We start from the raw sequence: 25,493 nt of genomic DNA, 5'->3' as shown, positions 1-25,493 counted from the left end.
ACCACGCCGCTACTTCCACGACAACGCCTGACGGACATAGAAAAATCACCGGCTCTCAAAGGAACCGGCGATTGACAGCCGTTTTTCACAGCTTTTTAACAACTTTTGGAATGGGGTTGCGGGAATCATCGATTGAGCATCATAAAAAGAAAACATACGATGACCGCGAAACACAAACCCGCCAGCCATTTGAACTTATCTGCAGTTTCATTGCTCTCGGAGCGAATGGCGTTAATCGAAAACACCGGAAATAGAAAGGCTGCTAGTGTAACGACAATAATTAAAGCATCAATCACATCTACACCTCCAAAATTCACAGTTTTTCTGCGATAATTTCACCTTCGCTGTCATACCTAAAAGTGTGGTCTCCCTGAGCGATTATATCTTGCCTAGGACGTGGAATAAAACTTATCGCTCCAGAGACCTTGTTCCACTCTAAGACAGCCTCTAAATCAACTGATAATGCAATCGTCGTATGAGCGTAAGCAACGAAAAGGTGAATTGTTTCGATGTTGTATGAATCAGACTGTGTGCTAATTTGTGTAACACCACCAATATGTTTTCCATAGTTACCTTTTGCACTTCCTATAACTGGAATACCTATAACGACACCGTTTTCACTTTGATCCATTTCAACGTTTCTATGAAAACCGGCTTGTACATCTGTTTCAGGATCATAATAATTGACTTGAGCCATGGTGCTATCTGTCTTCGTGATGACTTCATGTGACTGGGAGTCTGCAGCAATCCATCCAATACCGAAGCTATCGGTGAAAGTGAAGAAAGGGCAACTTGACCATTTCATATCGTACGCAATAGTGATGGATTTTTGGTCATTATCACCAGCAAGCCCATAACGGAAAGTTACTTCAGCACCAGAGCTTGCAGTTCTTGTCATCGATGCGGAAGGGAAGACATGTTCAAAAGCATCTTCATTTCCTTCATAACTTTTAATAACATCTATTTGTTCATCATTGTATCCACGATTTTCAAGAACTACAACAGGCTCAGATGCAAGGTCTGCCAACTGCTGATTTAACTCGTCTTTTGTGAGGATATTATCCACAATCATTTTTTCAATCATTTCTTTTTCAGTTGCTACAATGACTTGTGTCGTCGAAAGCCCATCAAGTAGCCGTGAGGCTTTGTCCAAAACAGATGCACGACCCTTTTGTAAAGTTAAAGGCACCTCGTTTTCAGCAGCGAAATTAGCTAAGGACATGCAACAAATCATTACTATAACTAGAACCACATGAATTACTTTTTTCATAAAAGTGAACCTCCCTAATCCATATTTTTTTGCTAAACTGTATTCCCAGCAAGTTTAAAAGAGTTTGGAATCCACTACCTTGGCACCGCCCCTCCTTTCTACAATAAATTGATTTAAGCAATTACAATACTTCAGAGACTTTCAGCTTCGCCAACTCATATCAACATCGAGTTATTCAAAAGAACTTTTCATAACATCCACCCTGCACACAATATAGCTATTAAAATCACTTTCTTGTGATTTATTCCACTTTTCAAAATTTAAAATTCAGCTGTAGATGTGTTTTCGTTTCTTTCATAAACATCTAATGTGATAAATATCGTACTCAGCCTTCTGCCCTGGCATATGTCTTAAATAAATGTAATTGCATACTACTACCAACCCCTCTTACTAATACAATGTCTTGAGAAGCAAAAAAAGGGACATAATTTACTTTTTTTTAATATTTATTTTTTAAAGTGTTTTAGAAAAAGCTCCTCTCCAAAACGCTTTAACCGCTTTTAGTGAAGCCAGACTTCCTTCGATCAGAATGTCATGAAGTGAAAAGCTAGACATAGAAAAATCACCGGCCCTCAAAGGAACCGGTGATTGACAACACGCTATGGCAACTGCGCGGAAAAGTTACGACTTCATGCAGACTATGCCTCGGCTTTAGACCTTCTGAACCTGCGTTCTCGCAAGAATCTCGCCTAAATGTCGTTTGTCTTTCCTTAAAAAAACCATTCCCAAAAGGCACAGAGCCAGTGCGATGCCACTCATTGAAAAAAAAGTTGCAATGCCATCGAAACCGGTGTAAAAACCACGTATTGTACCGATGTGACCTAGCTGCCACGGTAGGAACTTAACCACATTTCTTACGACACTTGAAGTGAAGTTCTTGTTGACATAGCACAGTTTTAAGCCCGCTTTCTGCTTTCCAAAACTCCCCTTTCTATAATCTAAGTAGGAGAACAGTAAAACCACAGGCAACACAGACGTCACTGTAACAAATAGTTGAAATTGAACTTCATTAAATGGTGGTAAACCTTTGAAAACGAAAAAATACAAACCCAATCCCAGCACCAGCAATAGGCATAAGTATATGAGCACAAAAATATAATCCACAATCAGTTCTTTTATGCGTTGTTTCCATGAAATCGCATTCTTTTTAATCACGCAAACCTGCTTTCAAAATCGGCATAAACGGCGCTATTTTAGGTTATTGACCTGTTTAACCGCCTTTAACACACCACAGACCATCAGACTCCAAAATAAACTGTTCACATAGAAAAAGGCCAAGTCAAAACTGAATTTCTGATAAAACGCTATGTCATCAAATTAAAAACTCTAAACGGCCCACTGTGTTTTCTTGTGGAGGCGCTTTACAAAGTCGGCGTAGACGCCGCTGTGTGCCATAAGTGCCTCGTGAGTACCCAGTTCTTCAATAGCGCCGTCTTTTAAAACTGCAATGGCGTCCGCGTTTTGAATGGTGTTGAGTTTGTGAGCAATTACCAAAAGGGTCTTGCCCTCTACTAAGGCGCTAATGGCCTCTTGAATATAACGCTCGTTGTCGCTGTCGATGCTGGCAGTGGCCTCATCTAATATGACAATAGGGGCGTCCTTTAAAATCGACCGCGCGATGGAAACCCGCTGTTTTTCGCCGCCTGAAAGGGTGGCGCCCCCTTCTCCTACCACAGTCTGAAAACCGTCGGGCAGCGCCGAGATAAACTCGTAACAGCGCGCTTTTTTAGCCGCTTCGTAAACCATTTCAGGGGTTGCGTTGGGGTTGCCCATGGCGATGTTGTCATAGAGGGTGTCCTTAAACAGATAGACCCGCTGGAACACCATGCTGATGTGTGCCATAAGTTCTGAAAGCGGCACATCGCGCACATCGACACCTCGAATGCGAACAGCCCCCGACTTCACATCCCAAAATCGCGCCAACAAATTGGCCACAGTGGACTTTCCGGAACCGGAAGCCCCTACGAGGGCCAACATCGAATGGCGCTGGATGTGAAAGTCGATGTCGTGGAGCACGTTTTTTGATTCATAAGCGAAGTGAACGCCTTCAAAAGCCACCTCGGGAACGCGCTCAGAAGGCGCCGGTATGCGCTGAGTGCCTCTATCCGGCAGTTCCGGCTCGTTCATCACCGCTTCTATGCGATCCAGTGCAGCATCCATCACTGTCAGACGCGTTGCCTCGCCATAGAGGGCTTTCAACGGGCCGAACAGGTCGAAGACAAACAGTAAGACCCCCAATAAGTAAGGCAGTGACAGCGCACCGTTTCGTTGGAGCCATACCGAAAGGCCGAACACAAGCGCTGTGCCCACGCCGTAAAGGGCTTTTAATCCCACAGTCCACAGGGTCGTCTTCTTCTCAAACGCTATAGAAATCTCTTTTGAGGCCTTAAAGTTATCGGTGAGTTCTGCCGATGCCTCGCCGAGCATGTTGTAACTCTTGATAATGCCAATCCCCTGTACATAGGAGAGCACGGCGTCTGTAAGGCGCTCGCTTTGTTCCTGACGTACCGCCGACTCTTTCAGTGACTGAGCGTTCATCCGCTGAGCAATACGCGTCGACCCCAAGGCGAAGAGAAGTGCCACGAGACCTAGACGCCAGTCCAAAACGAACATAAAAAAGGTCAACAGCGCCGCCGAAAGACAGTGCCCCATCATATTGGCCACGGTGCTCATGGCCACTTCTTCAATAAACACCATGTCGGTGCTGAGCACAGAACTGATTTTTCCGATGTTCCCCGATGTGAAATACCCCATGGGGAGTTTTCGCAGATGATCGCCCAAGGTCATACGGGCATCTGCAAACATCAAATAACCGGCGGCGCTCTGAAGCCTGTTGCTTAAGTAATGTAAAAACGCCTGTAGCACCACCCCTGTAGAGAGACCGACGCCCACATAAAGACAGGTGCGCGGCGTTAGTGTGCCGTAATAAAAGCGCCCCAACACGTAAAATGCCAGACCGATGGGGAGCTTGGCCAAAATCGATTCGAAGAACGCGCAGACAAAAGCCCCTTGTATGCGCTTCTTATGTCGTCCCGACAGGTTTAATATTCTCTGTAACAACTTCAACATATCAGCCGCACTCCTTTTCCAACTCCACGCGCCACTGGGTGCTCCCGGTGTATGCGCGCCACAATTTGACGTATTCGGGACAAGACGCCAAAAGTGCGTCATGTGTTCCCTGTGCCGCCACGGCGCCGCTTTGCATCACGCAGATATTGTCCGCATTTTGAATCGACGACAACCGATGGGCGATGACAATCAAAGTCTTGCCGGCCACCAAAGCGTTTAATGCCTGCTCGATTTTTTCTTCGTTTTCGGGGTCGACAAAGGCCGTGGCCTCATCCAGCACCACAATAGGCGCGTCTTTTAAAATGGCTCTGGCGAGCGCTATCCGCTGGCGCTGACCGCCTGAGAGCTGTTTGCCCGCCTCTCCTGCCAAGGTCTGAAAACCGTGTGGCAGTGCCTCGATAAACGACAGGCACTGTGCCTTTTCAGCCGCCTCTCGCACCTCGTCGTCAGTAGCTTCCGGTTTACCGACGCGAATGTTCTCCATCAGCGTCATATTGAACAGGTACTGCTCCTGTGCCACAAAGGCGATTTGACGATTGAGCGCCTCTAAAGACATGTCGGCGATGTCCTGTCCGCCAATGGTTATTCGCCCCTCTAATACGTCGTAATAGTGCACGAGGAGTTTGGCCAAGGTGCTCTTGCCGGAACCGGATTCTCCTACGAGTGCCGTTTTCTCCCCGGCTTTTGCAGTGATGTTCACGCGCTCCAACACAGCGACGTCCTCATACGCAAAACCGACGTTTTCAAAGACCACCGTGTAATCCACGCCCTCGAAATCCCGCGGCGACTGTTTCAGCGGTGGCGCTTCCAGCACGGCTTCCAGTGCCCCCAGTTTGTATTTCAGTTGAGGGAGCACCGGCAGAAATGACATCACTTTTAATAGTGCCGGACCGATGCTCAGCGACAGACAAATCACCAGTATAAAATCGGGCAGCGTCGAGAAGCCTTTTAAGACAGACCACGCGCCAAGGGGTAGGGTCAGGACAATGGTACACGGCAGCACGCTGTTAAAAATCGACATCCAAGGCCAACACGCCTTGTACCATTTGAGCGTATAATCCCTGTACGCGTACACATGGTCCTTAAAACGCGCGTAGGACTCGCCGTCTTTGTTGAACACGCGCACCACTTCCATACCGTTGATGTATTCGATAATGGTGTTGTTCATCGTTTGAGCCGACTGGTAGTACGCGTCCATTTGACGCGTCCCCACGCCGTACATAATCGCCATGGCGATTAGGCTGATGGGCAAAGACGCCAAGGACATAAGCGCCAAGCGCCAATCCACCCAAAACATGGCTGTGTAGACGGCCACCGGCACCATGAGGTTGGCGACGCCCTCGGGGAGCGAATGGGCGAGCAACAGCTCCATACTGTCCACATCGTCGACGAGGAGTTTTTTAATCCGCCCGTTGCCCTTTTCCTGTATAACGCCTAAAGGCAACTGCTCCAATCGGCGCTGAAGGGCAATTCTCAAATGCATTAGCGCCGTGTACGCCGCCGTATGAGAACGGTCTAAGCCCGCGCCGTAAAGCGCCGGCTGCAGTGTCAAACAAAGCAGCACGCCCAACGTTCGAACCGCCACAAACTGAAAACTCAACGCGCCGCCGGTAATCAGCGGAACGATGAGTTGATAAGAGAGGACAAAGGGGACGATGCCCAGCAACACACTGGCGAGCAACATAACAATGGCCAGTGCGACGTCCTTTTTAGATACTTCAATCATTGGTTACACCTCCGCTTTTCATTATGGCGGTTTCCTCTGGTGTCATCTACTCTCTGCCGCCTTTTTTAGCTCCAATTGGTTTTTTATTTTACGGTACGCTTTCGGGGTGTACCCCTTATGCTTTTTAAACGTCGACGCAAACTTGCTCACATTGGTATACCCCACGAGGCCGGCGATCTCTGTAACGCTGTCGTCGGTTTCAATGAGGCGCCTCGCGGCAATGTCCATGCGATACCCTTGCATAAAGGCGAAGACGCCGGTTCCGTAGACCCCTTTAAAATAGACCTTCAGCGTCGATGCCGACAGTCGAAAGTGCTCTGCCAACTCGCTTATGGTATAGTGCCTCTCAGGTGTGGCCATCATATAGGCGGCCACCGATTTGACTTTTTCCACCTTATCCTTGTAAAAGTACATGCGTTCACACGAAGTGCCTCCGCCGTCGCACATCGACAAATAGAGCAGGAGTTCCAGCACCTTTAACTTGACGTATGCCGCGCGCATCTCTTGAGAAGTCTTCTCAGGTATATGGTAGAGCTCCAAAAAGATGTGTTCGACACCGGCGTCACATCTGAAAATAGCCGATGTTTCAAAGCGTCTCACAAGCGCCTCTAAGTCAATGGCAAACGGTGTCACCGCAGTGGCCGTAGTCGCATCGACTTCAATGTCAATGGTGATGCCTTCGAAAATACCCATGGGGAAAAAACTGTCTGTCCCTGTGTTTTGTCCCACTGCCAAATCGCCTGACGATAAGTACAGAAACGTTTCTTCATCTGCCGGCCACTCAATGCGCCCGCTCTTACAGTGGTGGATGCACAAGCCGTTTTCAGCGGCATTATGGCGCGCTGAACACTTGCGCATCTCAAATGCGTTGTAATAAATGTCGACACCGGGTAGCACTTGGTACCGCGTCATGGTACCGCTGCCCGTTTCATTTTCAACGGCGTAAATGTCACCTGTAGCCTTCAATCTGTCCATACCTCACCTCACAAAACTTAAACCTCCCCACACCGGTTACAGTGCTGTTTGCGTACACGTGAGCGCCCCGCTGCTCTCAAGTGCCGCCACCACCTCGGGCACATCGTCCAGTGTACCGAAATCACAACCGCCTGTCGCCAGTGTGCCCGAAGCAGCGACACCGGCTAAAATGGCGCAAACTTGTCCCGTTAATACATTCCAATCCATATGGAATCGGTACACTGTTTTTTCACATCTGCCGTCTGCTGTCGTCACATAATAAATGTACTGCGTCATCGGCACCTCTGAGGCGTGCGTCCTATACGTTGCGTAAAGGCGCTCTGTCGCCCGTTCTGTCGTCATGGCGGCGTCGTGTTTCATAGCAATGGCCACTTCAAAAAAAGTGTTCATCAGTTCCGAATTTAAAAAACAGTTGTAAAAAGTGCCGCGGTTGAAGCCGTGTCTCCGGCAGACGGCCAAAAAGCTGTCATTGACCACCGGATACGCACAGCGCCCCTCGGGCTGCCCCCCTTTCGGCGCCGGATTAAACGGTACCGCCTCACCGTCTGTATACTGATAAAACGCCATGCCGGTGCCGCTTTTCATATCGGCCACAATGTCTGCTGTGGCCTTTTTCGAGAAGGCGCCATCCCCTTGAAAGTAGCCGTCTACAGCCACTGCACGCCCTTCGACCCGCCGAACGGCATCGCCTATGAGAAACTCGCTGAGTCCCGGATAAGCACCGACGGCAGTAAGCGCGACAATTTTGTCTTGAGCCCTCGCCGCCTTGCAAACCGCTTGCGTCCCCATGGGGTCGATGTAACTGCATTCCGCTTCAATGCAAGCGTCTAAAACGCGACAGCCGATATCGGCGGCGGGAGCCGCCGCGTGGACGACCACATCGCATCGCTTACAAAAGGCCGCCAGTCCCTCGGCGTCGTAAACATCCAGCGGCACCGCTTCATAGCGCCCTTTTAAGCATTTGCCGCTCGTCTTCAGCGCCTCTGGATTTCTGCCGCCCAACAGCACCTCGAAGTGCGGTGGTACATGCGCTAAAGTACCGCGTCCCACACGGCCGGTGGCACCGATAATACCTAAAGTCATCGCTTCTTCCTTTCTAATCGTTCGGCAGTGTCAACGCTTTTAACAGTGTCTGCGCATGTGCCGGGTGTTCAATACAAGTAATGTGATTCCCCGCCACTTCCGTCACTTCAAAATGACCGAGGCACAGGTCTTCCCAGTAACTCAACGTCTGTACGTTGTCGGCTATCATAAATTCTGTGGCTTCTTTCGCCATAAAAAAGCGGATGTCGCCGCTGTAAAACTCGGGGAAGAAATGCGCCGATTGAAAACTCCGCAAGTAGATTCTAAAAGAGCTTTCCAGCATCTCCACAGGCACTTCCTGACCGGTTTGCGCCTCAATAACAGCGGCGTATTTGCGGAACCGCTCTGCCTTCGGCATTTCCCGAAGTGCCGAGAACGTCGCATGCGCCAAGTGGTGTTCCGGCATATCGGAGAGCGCGTCTAGAGCACCTTCTGGCAAGGTGCCGTCGTGACGCTCGTAAACCGACACCAGCGCCGACATCAGCTCATCGTACGACGCTTCACCTGTCACGGCATCTAAAGTGACGAAAAAATTCGGGAGGAAAATCGCTTCCAGTGCCAATGGATCGGCAACTGTCGTGAGCACCGGATGGCTGTCGACAATGGCGAGGTCGACGACGTCGACGCCTTTTTCTATGAGCCGACGCGCCGTTTCCACGGCAATCAGCCCACCTAGACAGTAGCCGATGAGCTGCATCTTTTGATGTCCTGTCGCGGCCAATTGCTCAGCGTAATCGTCGGCAATGGTTTCTATTAGAGCCTCAGGTGCCACACTGCAGTAAGCCTCTGCCGACTTGACGCTAATGGCAATAACAGCGCCGGTCCCCTCGGCCTCTATGGCGTCAATAAAGTAACGGAAACAGTTCAAGGTGCCGATGCCCGCGTGAAAAATCACTTTTACAGGGCTGCCGTCGTCGGTGCCGAAAGTGTGGTAGACGCCAAATCCCGCGTCGTCGGCAGCTTGTTCGCTATCGACTGTTGGCAGGCGCTTCTCTACGGCAAAATCGTAAAGCGCTTTAAGCGTCGGGTAATTTAACAGTTGGCGCAACACTTCGTCAAAAGTAGCTTCCGGAAAGGCTTCGCGCACTTTTCCTGCGATTTGCGCCATAATAAGTGAATCGGCACCGAGGTCGTAGAAATTTTGATGGGCACCGAGGTGCGGTGTGCGAAGGGCTTCTTTTACAAGGGTTTCTAACAGTGCATAATCGGCGTCTTCCGTAACCGGTGATTCGGTGCTTTCAGGAGCGGTGGACGTGTAGAGCTGTTCAAGCGCCCGTCGATCGACTTTCCCATTGGCCGTCAAGGGCAAGGCGTCTACGACGCGCATCTGATGGGGCACCATATACCTCGGCAACCCTTTCTCGGCCCAAGTCTTCAGCACCGACGCATCGTCCAGCGGTTCGCACAGTGTCACTGCGGCAAACAGACGTTTTTCGGCCCCTACTGACACGACAGCAACTGCGACATCGGATACAGCCGTGTGCGCTTTTAAAACCGATTCAATTTCACCCAGTTCCACGCGGTACCCACCGATTTTCACCTGTGTATCCTTGCGCCCCATAAACTCAATTTCACCACTGGGCAAATAACGGCCGTAATCCCCTGTTTTGTACAGGCGGTCACCCACAGTGATAAACTGTGCCGAAGTTTTTTCAGCATCGTTTAAATAGCCCGCGGCGAGACCGGTGCCGGCGATGTGAAGTTCGCCCCGAACCCAATTGGGACACGGCTGCAAATGCGCGTCTAAAATATGAAAGCGTTGATTGGCAAGGGGCACGCCGTAGGGCACACTGCGCCGTTTGGCATCTTCCGGTTCGCACAGATGGTAGTTGGACCAAATACTCGCCTCAGTGGCACCGCCCATGGCCACCACTGTCGGCGCAGCTAAACACGCGACAATGCGCCCCGGCAAATCGGTTGGAATCCAGTCGCCGGATAAAAACACCGCTTTGAGACACAAGCCGGCGACATCGGTGTGCGGCAGTTCTAAGTAAGTCACCAGCATCTGCATTAGCGCAGGCACGGTGTTCCAAACAGTGACCCCGTGTGCCGCCATAAGTGCCGCCCAGTGAGACGGGTCTTTTGCACGGCTGTTCCACGGCAGAACCAAAGTCCCCCCGACGTCAAACAGGCCAAAAATATCGTATATCGCAAGATCGAAGTGCAACTGTGAAATGCCCAAAACCACAGCGTCTTCAGTAATACCGAAACGTCGATTGACATCGACGAGCGTGTTCACAACGGCGGCGTGTTGGATAACCACCCCTTTGGGCACACCTGTTGACCCCGATGTGAAAATCACATACGCCGTATCGTCTGGCGCTCCCGGTGCCACTTCCATCGTTGTGTACGGGCGTTTTAATGCCTCGGCACAGTCGATGACACAGCCTCCGGGACAGCTGTCGTCCCCACTGCCGATGAGAAACCGCATAGCGCCTTGCGCCAAAATCGTTTGAACCCGCGACGCCGGCTGTGCCGTGTCAATGGGCACAAAGGCCGCACCGATGAGCAAAACGCCCAGTACCGCTTCGATTTGTACCACAGATTTCGGCACCTTCACGGCTACGAGATCGCCTGCGCCACAGCCCTCGGCTTTTAACGCCTGTGCAAAGCGCACGGCGTTTTCATAAAGTGCCGCATAGGTGCTCTCGCCGTCTTCGCCGATAACAGCGACTTTGTCGGGACAGGTGTAAAGGGTCTTTAAAAAACGCTGCTGCAACGTCGTGCGCTCCAGTGGCATCTCCGTGCTGTTTACTGACGCCCTAAGCGCCTGCTGTGCCTTTGGCAGTGGCGGAACAAAGGGCTTTGAAAGATCGGGTGCCGTCGTCAAGTCCACGAGCCCCTGAGTAAACACTTCAAAAAGGCCTTCTGCAACGCCGTCTTCAAAAATACCTGAACGCACATCCCAGTTGATGTACAGCGCGTCGTCCACGTCCATCACTTGGCAGTCGAGGAACGCCTGCGGCGTTTGGCTGATGCCGTTTGCCGTGACAGTGCCGCGCATACCACTCAAATCCACGAGGCCGATGGCGCTGGTAAAGACGATGGGAAAAATCAAATCCGAGCGCTGACGCCTCTTTCTCAGCGCCCGCAAGACATCTACACCTGAAAAGCTGTTGTGTGCCAAATCTTCAAAGAGTCGACTGTTGACACGGCGCACCTCTTCGGCCAACGGTTGAACGACGCTGCGATCCACAGCGAGTAGGTTCACACTTGTAAAGTCGCCGACGAGCCCCACCGCCGTCTCTTTGCGGTTGAGCAACGTAAGGTTGAGTGTAAACGCCTTGTTTTCACTCCAGCGTTCAATGGCCGCTGAAAAAACAGTGAGCACCAGTGCCGTCGGCGTAACACCGGCCTGACTTGCCAGCGCCTTCAGCTGTTGCCACTGGTCTTGAGAGAGTTTTTCAGCCAGCCGATAAAAGCGGCCGCCCTCTCCGGAGACAGGCAATTTCGGCGCTTCCGGCAAATCGTCCAGCCGAGCTGTCCAGTACGCCCGATCCCTCAAATACGTCTCGCCGAAACGCTCGCGCTTTTCTAAAGCCAAATAGCGCTTAAACGTCATCGACGGCGCAACAGGCTTCTCACCGTCAAAGTAGAACCGCTCAAAGGCCTCTACCAACTGCCAAATACTGGCCCAGTCGGCAATGAGAAAATCAAAAGACACGTGCAAAAGGCACTGCCCGTCCACCTGTGTCACGCCGACGTCGAACAGTGGCCACTGTTCCGTATCGTACACCTTGTGTCCCCACGTCGTTCGAAGGGCCTCACGCGCCGACGCCGACTCAGAATAAAAGACTTCCAGTGCCGGTACAGTGGTCAGCACTTTTTGAACCCCTTCGGGCAACACCACAGCTCTGAGCATGTGGTGCGCCTGTACAAGCGCCGTCCACGCTTCCTTTACCCGTTCAGGCGCAAGCGGCGTGTCATAGGCCAGCTCCATATACACGTGAGAAGCGACGCCGCCATAGGCAAACGACGTGCGGCGCCCTAACAAATACGCCGATTGGATTGGGGTGAGTTCAAAGGTATCGGCGTTTTCCACCTGCGCCAAATGCGCGATAATCGCCGGTTTTTGTTCGGTTATTTGAGCTTTTTCCGCTTCAGTCAGCTTGCCGGTCGCCTTCTTATAGTATAGGCGCCCCGCTTCTTGCCAAAGCACAATGCCCTGTGCTTCAAATTGCTCGCATAAAGCTTCTATTGTCATCGTTTTCTCTCTCCCTGTAATCTGTCGGTGTTGAGTTGTACGCCGTGCAGCCTCTCACTGCAAAGCGCGTCGTCGAGTCCTCGAAAAATGAGCGCCTTTAACTGCCCTTCTACGCCGTTTTCACAAACGACTTCCAGTGCCGTATCGGCTTCAATGAGCGTTTTCAAGTGCGCCACCGCGTCAGGCGGCGCGCTGTAAGTGAAGCCGCCAATAGCTGTCGCGCCGTTGGCGTGCACAATTTGTGAAGGCTTCTGCGGCAGACTGTACGCCGAGACGACAAATGGCAGAGCCGCGGCGTCCGGTGCGAAGAATGCAAACCGGACTTGCGTACCATCGGGCGGCGTGCGCTTCCCTTGAATCGCCTTGGAGGCACCTAGGCCGCGCTCAGCTACCCACTGTCTTGCCGCGTCGATGTTCTCAGGGCGCGCCGCGTCAGCCGCTATCGGTTCTACGGCGAAATCACAAAGGCCTTCAGGGCCGACACACCACTTGCGCCAACGCCGGCTCATACCCTTGCCGTAAAATACTCTAAGGGGGCCGCCAAATACGCGCATAGGCGCTTTCATCTGTATCAACTCGATAAATGGGCCGGATTCAAACCAGATGAGCGCGTTTAACGAAATCTTGGGATCGCGCGCCCAGTCCACTTGAAACCCTTTGGCTCTAAACGCGTCCACCGCTTCTTTAATATTGTCGACGCGCCATAAAATATGACTCACTTTAAACACCGGCGCCTCCCTTCTTTTTCCAAACAAACAGTTTTTGATTGTACACCGCCAACGGATCGTCAGCCGAAGGCGTCAACTGCTCCAGTTCAAAGCCCGATGTCTCCGCCGCTTCCAACCATTTGGCCAGCGTTCTAAAGGTCACATTGTCTGTGTCACGACCGTCCTCGGCGGCGCTCATCATAAACGCCTGCGAAATAAGCATGGGCATGGATTCGCCGACCGCTTCGACGACGATGAGGTGCCCGCCGACTTCGAGCTTTTTATTGAGCCAGTGCAGGGTTTTTTCAAGGTGCTTGGCGTTGTTTAAAACCCCTACAGCCACGATAGCGTCCACCGGTGTGCCCACTGGGGTGTCCACGGCGTCTACATCGAACTTGTCAAAGGTCATTTGAGGGACTGCCTTAAAAGTGCCGCGCGCCTTGTTGACGAAGAAATCCGAGATATCTGTAAAATGGTACGCCACAGCTTGCTCCCGCACTTTGGGGAGGACGACGCGGGTGGTCGCCGCAGTGCCGCCGCCAATTTCCATGACCCGATAGAGGGCGTCGCCGGCTTTTTCCGAAATAACCGCCGCTACGGTGTCGTTGAGCCGACGCGCAATGGCCGTTTCTGAATAGAGCGCCTGCGCCACGCGGTCGTCTCCTTGAGGAAACAGCAAATGGGTCGCCGAGACCTCTCCTGTGAGTATGCACTCCAGCTCCACAGCGTTTTGATAAAAGTAATCGAGGACGTCGTTGGCACCTGCCGCCGGTGTCCAAAGGCTGCGCGCTCGCGCCCACGCCGCATCAAATGCCGACTCGGTGGATGAGGCCCCTAGAAACCGGAGACCGCTTGGGGTTTCAATCAGATACCCCGCTTTTACGAGCTCTGAAAACCACCGGTGAATCACCGGGGCAAATGACGGGTTATGGGGCAACGCCTTTAAAAGTGCCGCACGGGTCACAGCCCCCTCTTCAACCGCTAAATGCTTGGCCAATACAAAACACATGGTGGTGTAACAAGCGGCATCTAGAGCGCGCATAGCGGCGGTTATATCCCCCTCCTGTTCTGTGGCGGCATACCGTTTAAGCACCTTTGGCGATGTGTACGCATAAGGGCTCTTTTCCACAATTCCAGGGTACCCCAGCGCATCCATTAGCGTGTGCCAGCGCTGACTGCAGAGCAACCACTTCTGCAGCGCCTGTTTTCTTTCCGCGGCAGAACGGCTGCAGGCCTGTACAATGTCCTCGGCGATGGCGGCGGGCCAGTGCGCTTTAAAAACCGTACAGTACGTCGCATCACCTATGTCGGTGAGCGGCTGCCAGTGCGCCTCCACCACACTGCCCTCTGACACGGCAGACAGCTCTGCAGGCATCAAGGGGCCGTCGGGGATGTGCATTCTCGGGCGCCATACCACCGGGCCGTTGGCGTCTTCCAGTACCAACCGCCCGGAGGGAAAGCCTACGACGATGCGGTACAGCAGATGCAAATAGCCGTCGCCATCGAGCTTATCCACTTCATTGTGTGCTCTAAAATTGACTTGTATCCCGCCTACGGTGGCCGAGAGATTTTGAAACGGCGCCGCCTGCCCCGACGCCTCCGCCGAAATCCACGGCCTAAGGGTCGGCAAGAGGCGCTCGAGCAAAGTGACAACCGGGTACGACACCTGTGTCGCAAAATCGACGTTGACGTACAAAATCGGTTGCGTCGCCGATAATATCTTTGCGTTTTCTATAAAGTGCGCCGTCGACGGCAGCTGTGCGTAGAGATTGCCTACTGAGAACGACACCCCACTTTGCTGAGCGCACTTGGCACAAGCGGCCAGTTCGCTCTGGTGGAGCGGTTGCTCCATTAAGACGTCGATGCCGCGCGCCATCAACGCCTTAGCTATTTGGGTGCCCTGTCCGCCGAGTACTTCGGACTTGACCACGACGCAGGCGAGATCGATGCCTTCCGGCAGCGCCGATACGTCGGTGTACACCGGTAGCCCATAATAGGCGGCGCACCGTTGGGTGCGCGCACTACCGGAAGCCAAGAGACCGACAATCTCATAACCGGTGTTTAAACGCTTTAAAGCTTCTATATAAAACTGTCCAAATCGCGTGCCGCAAACCAGCACTCTTTTCTTCTGGTCGATCACATGTCCCCCTTTCTACTGTAGCGTTACAGTTCACCTTCATCAGTGGTAGCGTCTTCAGCACAGACCTCGGCCATTCGCCGCGCAAGTGCCTCAATAGTAGGTGCTTCAAAGAGCCAGTTTAACTGCATGTCGATGCCGTGGCGCTGTTTGAGACCGTTCATCAATTTGACGGCTTTTAGAGAGTCGCCACCACTTTTGAAAAAGTTGTCTTGTCGACCCACCGGTACACCGCCCAGTACTTCGCACCAAACGCTTTCTATTTGAGCCATAAGCGTTTCCGGTGCAGGCGATGCCGTCTGTGGCGGAGTCGTCGCAATGCGTCTAGGCACTGCATTGCGCAGTCTCTCCACATCTACCGAGCCCTCTACACAGCGCGGCAATCGGTTCAAGACGATGACCTCGGGGTGCTGTGCTTTTAAAGTACGTTCTAACGCCTTGCGCCTGTGGGCAAACGCTTCTGTGCACTGTGCCACCACGAGGACGGCCCCCGCCTCTTCCGGGGCGTAGGTGCGCAGCACCTTGAAACCGTTTCGCGCCAATGCGGCGCGCCACTGATCCAGACGCAACAGCGGGTTCCCCGTTTGGCGCCGTGCGTCGGCCAACTGGCTGTAGCCCTCTTCAAGAAGCGCTACTGAGGTGTACAGCAGTGGGCTGTCTTCGGTGAACTCCCTGAAAATCAACTGTCCACCGGGTTTTATCAAACGGCTTAAATTGTCTAAAGTTCTGTCGAGATCGCGCGCACGGTGTAGGGCGTTCTCTGAGACGACGACATCTGCCGTTGCCTCAAGGGCATCGGTCAACACCGATTCGCTGCTCAAATCGAATAGCAGCGTCTCAAAGGCCTCTGCGGTACCAAAGCGTTTTGTCGCCGTTTCCAAATGGGTGACGGCGCCGTCTGCGTAGACGTAGCGACCGCCCTTTGGCACTAGGGGCAACAACGAAGCCGTCGGGGCACCGAGCCGCGTCCCCAGTTCGAGACAGACCGGTGTCGGTTGATGCGCCAACGCCGAACCCACGGCTTGTGTCAGCGCCTCTGCAAATGGCTCTCTATGGGCGTCGTAGACGGCCAGCGCTTCAGGCGTTACTTTAAAGCTGCCGTCGGCGAGAACTTCCGCCGCTGTCTTGGCCCCAGTAAGCAGTGCTTTAGCCGCCGGCACTGTTTCAAACAACTGCGCTACAAGTTCTTCAGGGACGCTGCAACTGGCGATGTCTTTGTCGGTGGCCACGTACCGTGCGCCTTGCACTTCTAAAACGCCACATCGCGTCAAGTGCGTCAGCCATTTGTCCACGAGACTGTGGTAAGCCGGCAAAATACCCCGTTGTTCCAAGAGTGTCTCACGGGTAACTGTCGACGCGCTCTCAATGTTCAGAACTGCCGCCATCACAGCGGCACACAGCCCGTCTGCGGCATTGTCTCCATGTTCCCCTGAGGACGATGCCGCAAGGGATTCACAGCAAGGGTCGCCCTGCACTTCTGCAAACAAGTAGCGCGTCCCATCGACGTCAACTGAAAGCGTTTCTACCGTTTCAGGCACCGGTTCAGCTGCTTTACGCGCCCCTTTCGGCAAGAGTTCTGATGCAGGGGCATCCAGTGCCCTCTCTGCGTTTGCAAGGGTTTTCAGTGCCGCAATCATCGCCTGAAACATCTCTTCCACCAGCCCTTCTGGGAACAACGCGTCCACGGCGTCCCAAGACACCAAGAGCCCGCTGTTTTGCTCGACCACTTGGCAGTCGATCCACACTTGTGGGGTTTGAGAGATGTTGTACACCAGTTTGCCGGGCCACTTGCCGTCGGTCCACTGGTCGATGCCCAAACCGCTGGTGAACACAATGGGCATAACGGCGCCACTGCCTTCTGACCGCCTGCGCAATGCGCGCTGTACTTCAACGGCACTGTAAAGTGCGTGTTCGAGGTCTTCAGTCAACTGCTTTTGAAGTCTTGCGGCGCGCTCTGCAAGGCTGACGGCGGCGCCGGGAGTCGCCTCGAGTAAGGTCAACGACGTAAAATCTCCTATAAGTGCGTCTACATCGGGATGCAGGGGCACTCTGTCAAACCGCGTCAGATTCAGCGTAAAGGCCTCGTCTGAACTGTAGGCGCGCAAGGCTTCGGCATACACGGCAATCAGCAGTGCCGCCGGCGTCAGCTGATGCGCCTTTGCACCGGCTACAAGCGCCTGCCACTCCCGAGGGGTAAATGCGGCCGAACGCCTTGTAAAGGTCTGTTTTGCCGTCACTTCTTCCACCGGCAGTTTCGGCGCAGACGGCAACGTGTCCAGTCGGTTGCACCAGTACAGGCGATGGCGCTCATAGGCTTCCGACTGCTTGAGGGCCTCTAGGCCGAGGACATAGTCTCTGAAACCGATTTCAGGTACTTTTAAAGGCGTCTTGAAATCGAGGTAAACCGTCTGCCACTGTTTCAACAAGTGGAACATGCTCCACCCGTCGAAAACGATGTTGTCAAAGCTGATGTGCAGGCGCCCCTTTCCGCCGGACAGCTGCGACCACTTTATATCGAAAATCGGCCAAGTGGACACGTCGATTACCTGATGTGACATTTTATCGCGGATGGCCATTAGCGCTGTTTCCGCCTCTGCTACAGACAAATCGCTTAAATCGGTGTGGGCTATTTTGTAAGCCGGCACCTCTTTTAAAATCTTTTGCGTTCCGGTGGGAAGAATAACTGCGCGCATCATGTCGTGATGGGCAATCAAGCGGTTCCAAGCGGCTTCCAAAACTTCAGGGAGCACCTCTTCTGTTTCCAGTTCAAAATAGCAGTGTGTCGATACCCCACCCAACTCGTAGAGGCCGCTTCTGCCGATCCAATAGGCGTACTGAACATCAGTGAGCGGAAACGGCTCGTAGGCGTTTGCCGCATCGCGCTTCAAAGTTACAGCCGCTTCTATAGGCGCGCCCTCAGCGCATTTCGCGTCGAGAGCCGCGGCGAAGTCCCGGAGAACCGGCTTTTCAAAAACAGCACCGATGCCGATTTTGACGCCAAAAGTCTCTTCAATGGCCGACAGAAGTCGCGTCGCCACGAGGGAGTCGCCGCCGAGGGCGAAATAATTGGCATCGGCGCCGATGTCGTCCACTTTAAAGACGGCGGCCCACAGCGCCTTGACACGTGCTTCTGTCGGGGTCAGCGCCTCTTGGGTCTTTGGTTTGGACCCCGCTCTCGCCGAGACAGTCGACAGCGCTTTGCGGTCGAGCTTGCCGTTGGCGGTTATGGGAAAGCGCTCCATCAAGTAAAAGGCAGCGGGCATCATGTATACCGGCAGTTGACGAGCCACCTGCGCTTCCAACGTGGCCACCGTTACCGGCGACGCCGCGGCGCCACGTGCTGCGAAAAAGCGAACGCCGTTGCTCGTTTCCATTTGGATGCGGTGAAACGCCGCCGAGCGCAAAGCCGCTTCGAGGTCTTCCGGCGACGGCATAACCCGTCCCTCAGCTTTTCGCCCGTCTTCAATGCCGATAAAACCGTCTTCAAGCAACGCCACAGTGGCCGCTTGGATCAGCGGTCGGTCGGGCCACTCGCCGCCGATGACACAGCCACCGGGTTTCAGGTAGTCTGAGAGCCCTTTAAACGCCTCATGGAGATTTATAGAGCGATGCAAACAATCCACTGCCACAATACAGTCGTATCGGTGTCTGTGAGCTGCCGGTGCTGATGTCGGTGCGAGCACTTCAAAGTGCGGCGGTTTTGACAGCGTCTGTAGTGGTGCCTCAAAATACACCGACGTATCGCCATAGACGTGCTCAATGCCCTCTGACGCCGCTATTTCTGAGAGTTCGGCAGTTAACGCCACATCTCGTGTGCCCAGTTCCAGCACACGGGCACCCCGTCCCAGTTGCCGCATTACCCCTTGAATCTGCGCGACAAATGCACGGCGCCTTTCTGCCGCCCCCGGCAAGTGTTGCATCAACTCGCTAGGAGTCAATTGCAGGGTGTCGTCGTAAAATACCGTCGCCGCTTGACGCGTCCCACACAGGATTTCAGACACATGCGGTCTGAGCCTTTTGAGGACACTTGAAATTTCAGGATGCGTCTCGCCGACGGGCTCAGAGTTCCGTTGGTAACCGTCACGCCACTGGAGCACCCCTTGTTCAACGAGCCGTTTCAGCCAAAGTGTCACCACCGGGACTTTGGAAGCGGCAACTGCCATCTTGGCCATCACCGCTTCTTCCGCGTACACAGCGGCGTCTGTAAAGAGGCCGTGTGCTCTGAACACCTCTAGCAGAAATGCCGAACACGCGGTGTCCACTGCGCGTTCAAACGCGTCTGTCGCCCCTTGTAAAGCGGGGATTGGAGTCGGTGTCACAGCTCTTGCGGAGACGCCGCCGGGAACTTCCACATAGGCGACCAGACGTTTGTCGGCGGCACCGGCGCCTACGGCTTCTACAACGGCGCTCTTCACACCGTCTACAGCTTGAAGAGCCTCTTCGATTTCTCCCAGTTCAATGCGGTGCCCTTTGATTTTCACTTGGTTGTCTTTCCGCCCCAGAAATTCGAGGATGCCATCTCGCCAAAATCGTCCCATATCGCCGGTTTTGTACCAAGGCACGACATCGGTGACAAACTTTTTCGCGCTGAGGGCGCTGTCGCCTCGATAACCTTTGGCCACGCCTACGCCGCCAATCCAGAGTTCGCCCGGCACGAGGTCCGGGCACAGTCTGTCCAAATCGTCCACGACGCGGTACAGTTGGTTGTCCAGTGGGTAGCCGTATGGGATTGAGGGCCAGTGCGACGGCACGACTTTCGGCACTTCCAAATAATTGGACCAAATGGCGGCTTCTGTTGCACCGCCCATGGCCACCACCACGGCATCTTCAGGCGCCCGCTTGTAAAAGCGGCCCGGCAAGTCGAGGGCAATCCAATCCCCTGAGAGCATGACGACGCGCAGCGGCAGTGACCGTTCTTCCCCTTCCGCCATGGTGACGAGCATATCGAACAAAATCGGCACCGAGTTCCACAGGGTGATGCGGTAGCGGTCGATACACTTAAGCCATTGTCTCGGGTCTTTGTAAGTTTCTTCAGTTAAGAGCACGACGTTGCCGCCCTTAGCCAGTACGCCGAAGAGGTCGTACACCGACAGGTCGAAATCTATTGCAGAAACCATGAGCACGGCATCGTTTTCGGTGACCCCATATTTGGCGTTGAGGTCGTTTAAGGTGTTGACAGCGCTACTATGACACATCTCAACGCCCTTGGGCACGCCGGTGCTCCCCGACGTCATAATGACGTAGGCGGTATCCGCCGGCTGTGTGGTCACCGGGGCCTCCAGCGGCGCGCCGTCAAGGGCGTCTATGCGCACCGGTTTCGCACTAAAGGCGACGGTGTCACAAGTCGCCGAATCCGTCAGCACGTAGTCGATGCCGATTTGGTCGACGATTTTCGCCCGTCTGTCGGCAGGTTGTCCGGTGCCAATGGGCACATAGGCCGCTCCTGAAAAGAGGACGCCGAGAAGGGCTTCCACTTGTTTAACCCCTCTGGGAAGTGTCACGCCGACATAGTGTCCACGCGACACGCCGCGTTTGACCAAAGTGCCGGCAATGGCCAGCGCTTTGCGATAAAGAGTGGCATAGGTGATGGTCTCACCCGTGACGCCATCTGTTACCGCCACAGCGTCTGGGGTGGTCAACGCACACTTGACAAAGCCGTCGTGGAGACGTGCCTCAGGGGTGCGCAAAGGCAAGCAGTCTGCAAGCGCTTTCTCATGGCGGGCCGCTTGCGCCGCAGGCAACACGTCGAAGACGATCTCCCAGTGGTCGGAAACGGCGAGTTGCGTCACCAGTGTCACCAGTGCGTCGAACATGTCGTCAATAAGCCCCTCGGGGAAAAGTGCGTCGACGGCATCCCAACAGAGACTCAGTGCGCCGTCTTTCACATAGGTCTGAAAATCCAGCCACACTTGAGGGGTCTGAGAGACCATGTAGCCAATAGGGCCGAACACAGCTTCAGACGCCGGCGTCTCCAGCGGGTAGTCGATGTTACAGGCGAAGACCAGCGGCGCGGCAAATCCCGACGCGCCCATGGCTTTAAACAAATCCCGCTGAACGCGAACGCCGGAATACGCACTGTGTGCGGCGTTCTGCAGAAAAGTTTTGTGTACCCGTGCCACAGTGTCCACAAAGCGCTCATCTCTCGCCCGTTTGAAGTCGACGAGGAGGAGATTCGTAAAATCCGCTACCATGTGCTGAAGTTGTGGGTCGTCTGCATCTCGATTGAACAGCGGCATGTTGATGAGCAAAGTGTCTTGATTGCACCAACGTTCGAGCACTAGAGCATAACACGTAAGCAATACCATAGACGGCGTCACGCGGTAACCTGCCGCCTTTTGACCGATGGCCGACCACGCTTCGGGGGATACGACGTGTTTCCGCCTGCTGAACCGCGTCGCCTCAAGGGCTTCCGGTGCTCTTTTAAGGGGCAGCCCCGGCGCCTCGTGCGGCAAGCTCGGCAACTTGGCCCGCCAGTACGCTTCGGCGTCGTCCACAGGTTCCTTTGCAGCCGCTTCCACCACGGTTCGGAAGGTGGTCGTTTGCACCGGCCCTAGGGATTCGCCGCGATACGCCTTGGCCAAGTCCTGAATCAACAAGCTGAGGCTCATGACGTCGGCGACGAGCAAGTCGACGTCGAAGAACAAACGCGTAGCGCCATTTGGCAGCAATGCCAGCGCCACACCGGCCACCTCGCCCACTTCCACCTTGAGTCTGCGGTGGGAGAGCTGCTCGCGCAGTGCCTCCAGCGAGGCCCTTACCGCTTCTTGTGTGGCCGTTCTAAAGTCGTACACGTCGATGTCCTCTCGGTAAGGGGCGGGCATAATCTCTTGCTTGCCACCCTCTAAAAACCGTGCTCTAAGCATGGGATGATGCGCCTGAACCCTTTGCCAAGCGCCTTTTAGGCGCGTGGGATCCACCTCTGAACCGTCCAGTTCTAAATACGCGTGACACCCCACCCCGCCAAGCGGTTGGTCGTCGCCTCGGCCGACCCAGTAAGCCATTTGCACATCGGTGAGTTCAAAAGGACCCGGTGCCTGTGCCGTTGGGCGCTTTTTCGGAGCCCCTTTCATTTCGGCGTCGGCCACACAAGCGCGCCACCCCGACAATGTGGGATTTTCTATGAGTTTTGCAAAGGCAATTTTAATGCCGAATTTTCTCAACTTGTTGGCGAGGCGCATGACCATAATCGAGCTCATTCCCGCTTCAATTAAGTGCGCTTCCTCGTCCAGTGTCGTGCACTTCAACAAGTGCATCAACTCGCTTTTAACAAAAGCCATGGCTTCATCTTGCGTCTTCTGATCGATCATCTGTCACCCTCCCCTTTAACGCTTTTTTATCGATTTTACCTACGCTGGTCAGCGGCCATACAGGGATGTAGACCACCTCGTCAGGCAGTTTAAACGCCGCGACGGCTTGCGCCATTAGATACTGGCGCACTTCTGAAAGTGAGAGCATCTCTCCGCCTTCTAAAACAAAGACGCAGATGCGCTCGCCCAGCGCGGTGTCCGGGACGCCAACCACTTGTACTTCTTCAATCGCCGGATGTTGCATCAAAAGTTCTTCCAGTTCAGACGGCATGATTTTTTCACCGGCCCTGTTGATCATCTCCTTCAATCGCCCTACGACTTGATAGTTGCCGTCGGGGCGGCGGCGCGCCTTGTCGCCGGTTTTGTAGTACCACGCCTCGTTGACACACGGCACATCGGAAGCCTCGTAGCCGTAAATGGTGTACGGCCCTCTAATGAGGAGCTCGCCATAGGCGCCTTCCGGTACCTCCGAACCGTCACCATCGACGATTTTGATGTCGTCGTGTTCCGAAATCGGTTTGCCCTGCGTATGGTAGAGCACCTCATCGGGGTCGTCTAGCGCCGTACAGCAAATCAACCCTTCAGCAGTGCCGAAAATCTGCTGGAGCGTACAGCCGAACCCATGGGCTATTTTTTCAGCGAGGACGGGGTCGAGAACCGAGCCGCCGATTTGAAGGACTTCAAGTGACGAGAGATCGTAGTCGTCCATCTCTAAAAACTCCAGACACATGCTGGCCACTGCAGGCACCATTCCCGTATGGGTCACCCCTTCTTCTTCAATAAGCGGCAACAGTTCGTCTGGACTGGTGGTGGAACACATGACCACTTTGCCGCCGAAGGTGAAAGCGCCCACGATGCCCGGACAACCTAGGGGGAAGTTGTGGGCGACGGGCAGTGCCACGAGGTAGACGCTCTCTGCGTTTAACCCACTGCGCTCACCGGACTTACGCGCCACGTAGAGGTAGTCTGTGTGGCGCCTCGGAATCAGTTTTGGCACTCCTGTGGTGCCACCGGACAGCAACAACATCGCCACTTCTCGATAATCCACAGCGGCGGCATCTGACAGCGGCGCGGCGCTTTTGTAACTTGCCAGCGTCTCGAACTCTTCGGCGTCACCTGCGACAATTACCGCGGGCTTAGAATCGAGAGGCGCCAAAATCTCTCTGGCCATTTGCCGGTAGTCAAACCCCAAGTAGCGGTCGGCGATGACATAGCCCTTAGCCCCTGAGTTTTTAAGGATGCCGCCGATTTCGTTGTGTCGGTGCGCAGGCAACGCCATTACCGGCACGACGCCAATTTTAAAAAGGGCAAATGCAACCGCAACAAAAGCCTGACTTGTCGGCATCTGCAGTACGATTCTATCGCCCTTTTGGTAGCCCTTCGACCGGAAACCGCCGGCCAAAGCGTCGACTTCGCGGTTTAGGGCTTCATAGGTCCACATTCTATCGCCGTCGACTACGGCGACGGCATCTTTGTAATCGACGCTCCACTTTTCCAGTGCCGCGCCAAGAGTGAGCGGCTCCCAAACGCAGGCGTCGTAATAAGTTTCCAGTTGTTCTTTAATGGCTGTGTTCATATGTTTGTTCCTCCTCTAGGTAAAGTGCTGCGATGTAGTTTGGATAAGGTGAAAACACGTTGACGCCTGCAAAGTGGCGTCTTGCTTTATCGGTCAGTACGATGCCGGTCCCCGTTTCCACGGCGGCCTCGACATCTGTCATCGATCGGTAGAGCCCAGTGCCCAAGCACTTCAAATAGGCTTCTTTGGCCACCCACAGGCGGTAAAACGCCTGTCTATCGCCTTTGAAACACCTCTGTTCAGCGGGTGTAAAGGCTTCACTTGACACGGCGTCGCAGTCGAAGGCGGCGTCGACGTACTCGACGTCTACCCCGACGGCACCTTTGTAAAATGCCACGAGAACACATCGACCCCCGTGTGAGAGGTTGTACGATACGCCGGTGCCCGTGGCCATATGTGGCTTCCTATGGGGGCCGAACGTCAGCGGTAGTGCCTCGACGGCGCAGTTGAGCCAATGGGCAAAGACTTTGTTGACGATGCTGTGGGCACAACAGTAGTTGGCCCTGTCCTCAGGACGGCGGTACGCGCCGTACTGCTGCACTTCTTTGGCGCTGAGGTAAGTGAGCGGGGCAAAAGCGGCGTCTGGCTGCGCTTTAAAGACGACTGCTGCCCCCTCTGAAACCCGCTCCCATACATCAGTGGGGCAGACGGCGTCTATAGACGCAACCCCCACGACGCTAATCATGGATAAACGCCTGTATATGGGCGATGACGTCGTCGTAGTGCGTGTTGACAAACAGGTGCGCCCCTTTGACCATTTTGTATCCAAAGGCGCCTGTGGAATAGTCTTGCCATTTGACGAGTTCGTCTAGGGTCAGTTCGGTGTCCTCTGTACCCATTAGCCCCAGAATCGGACAGTTCAACTTCTCCACCGTTTGACGCACATAGGTTTCATCCACTGTAAAATCCGCTCTGAGCATGGGCAAAAATACCCGCATCAAATCGCGATTTTCTAAAATTTCTTTCGGCGTTCCAGAAAAACGCCCGATGGCATCGACAAACGCGTCTTCTTCAAGGTGGTGAATAGGGGCATTTTCCCCATAACAAGGGGCCTTACCCGCTGAGAGAATTAACCCCTCAGGCGGTTTCAGGCCGCGCTTCTCCGCCAGCAGCGCCAGTTCGTAGGCCAGTTTGGTGCCGAGACTGTGTCCGAACAGGTAATAGGGGACGTCCGCACACACAGCGCCTTGCAGCGCGTCAAAGGTCTCTTCCAGCAACACTTCAAAACAGTCGATCGGCGCTTCACCCATTCGATTTTCACGCCCCGGATACTGTGCCGACAGCACTTCGATGTCTTGAAAATAAGATTGCCACTTTTTAAATACCGCACATCCGCCGCCGGCGTATGGAAACGAAAACAGCTGCGCGCGCTTTTGGCGCTCCGGCGGGTATGTACTTACAAAATATCGGTTGTTCATACGCTCCCTCACATGTCGTAG

The 25,493-nt window shown here is 53.9% G+C and carries 14 protein-coding genes; all 14 read right to left on the bottom strand.

The window, feature by feature from the left end; genetic code table 11:
• Nucleotides 1-125: 125 nt before the first annotated feature.
• Nucleotides 126-296 (bottom strand): hypothetical protein, encoded by a 171-nt coding sequence (locus ACR6HW_RS17550; RefSeq protein ID WP_455728972.1) that lies wholly within the window; start codon nt 294-296, stop codon nt 126-128.
• A gap of 17 nt (nt 297-313) precedes the next feature.
• The gene (locus ACR6HW_RS17545; RefSeq protein ID WP_455728971.1) at nt 314-1,270 is read right to left on the bottom strand and encodes a hypothetical protein; all 957 of its coding nucleotides are present in this window, start codon (nt 1,268-1,270) and stop codon (nt 314-316) included.
• A 651-nt stretch (nt 1,271-1,921) separates the two neighbouring features.
• A complete protein-coding gene (locus ACR6HW_RS17540) occupies nt 1,922-2,425 on the bottom strand; it encodes a hypothetical protein (RefSeq protein WP_455728970.1) in 504 nt (167 codons plus the stop codon).
• A 171-nt stretch (nt 2,426-2,596) separates the two neighbouring features.
• Complete coding sequence (locus tag ACR6HW_RS17535) at nt 2,597-4,339, bottom strand: ABC transporter ATP-binding protein (RefSeq protein ID WP_455728969.1); 1,743 nt, start codon at nt 4,337-4,339, stop codon at nt 2,597-2,599.
• A gap of 1 nt (nt 4,340) precedes the next feature.
• Nucleotides 4,341-6,065, bottom strand: coding sequence for an ABC transporter ATP-binding protein (locus tag ACR6HW_RS17530; protein WP_455728968.1), 1,725 nt, complete (start codon nt 6,063-6,065; stop codon nt 4,341-4,343).
• Nucleotides 6,066-6,107: 42 nt separating this feature from the next.
• On the bottom strand, nt 6,108-7,040 hold the full coding sequence (locus tag ACR6HW_RS17525) for a helix-turn-helix domain-containing protein (RefSeq protein ID WP_455728967.1): 933 nt from the start codon (nt 7,038-7,040) through the stop codon (nt 6,108-6,110).
• 36 nt (nt 7,041-7,076) lie between these two features.
• Nucleotides 7,077-8,123: a saccharopine dehydrogenase NADP-binding domain-containing protein gene (locus ACR6HW_RS17520; RefSeq protein ID WP_455728966.1), complete on the bottom strand. Its 1,047-nt coding sequence runs from the start codon at nt 8,121-8,123 to the stop codon at nt 7,077-7,079.
• A gap of 13 nt (nt 8,124-8,136) precedes the next feature.
• Complete coding sequence (locus ACR6HW_RS17515) at nt 8,137-12,327, bottom strand: non-ribosomal peptide synthetase (RefSeq protein WP_455728965.1); 4,191 nt, start codon at nt 12,325-12,327, stop codon at nt 8,137-8,139.
• Entirely contained in the window at nt 12,324-13,055 is a 732-nt protein-coding gene (locus tag ACR6HW_RS17510; protein ID WP_455728964.1) for a VOC family protein, read from the bottom strand. Before ACR6HW_RS17510 ends, ACR6HW_RS17515 begins: the two co-directional genes overlap by 4 nt.
• Entirely contained in the window at nt 13,048-15,174 is a 2,127-nt protein-coding gene (locus ACR6HW_RS17505) for a Gfo/Idh/MocA family oxidoreductase (RefSeq protein WP_455728963.1), read from the bottom strand. The genes ACR6HW_RS17510 and ACR6HW_RS17505 overlap by 8 nt, the downstream gene beginning before the upstream one ends.
• A gap of 23 nt (nt 15,175-15,197) precedes the next feature.
• Nucleotides 15,198-22,478 carry an amino acid adenylation domain-containing protein gene (locus tag ACR6HW_RS17500; RefSeq protein WP_455728962.1) on the bottom strand — a complete coding sequence of 2,427 codons (7,281 nt, stop codon included), beginning with the start codon at nt 22,476-22,478 and terminating at the stop codon, nt 15,198-15,200.
• Nucleotides 22,453-24,054, bottom strand: a complete 1,602-nt coding sequence (locus ACR6HW_RS17495) for a (2,3-dihydroxybenzoyl)adenylate synthase (protein WP_455728961.1) — start codon at nt 24,052-24,054, stop codon at nt 22,453-22,455. Before ACR6HW_RS17495 ends, ACR6HW_RS17500 begins: the two co-directional genes overlap by 26 nt.
• A complete protein-coding gene (locus tag ACR6HW_RS17490; RefSeq protein WP_455728960.1) occupies nt 24,038-24,739 on the bottom strand; it encodes a 4'-phosphopantetheinyl transferase family protein in 702 nt (233 codons plus the stop codon). The genes ACR6HW_RS17495 and ACR6HW_RS17490 overlap by 17 nt, the downstream gene beginning before the upstream one ends.
• Entirely contained in the window at nt 24,732-25,472 is a 741-nt protein-coding gene (locus tag ACR6HW_RS17485; RefSeq protein ID WP_455728959.1) for a thioesterase II family protein, read from the bottom strand. Before ACR6HW_RS17485 ends, ACR6HW_RS17490 begins: the two co-directional genes overlap by 8 nt.
• Nucleotides 25,473-25,493 lie beyond the last annotated feature (21 nt).

It is taken from the genome of Fusibacter sp. JL298sf-3, assembly GCF_053842995.1.
Note: the sequence above shows the minus strand (reverse complement) of the source record. Positions and strands in the feature narration are given on the sequence as shown.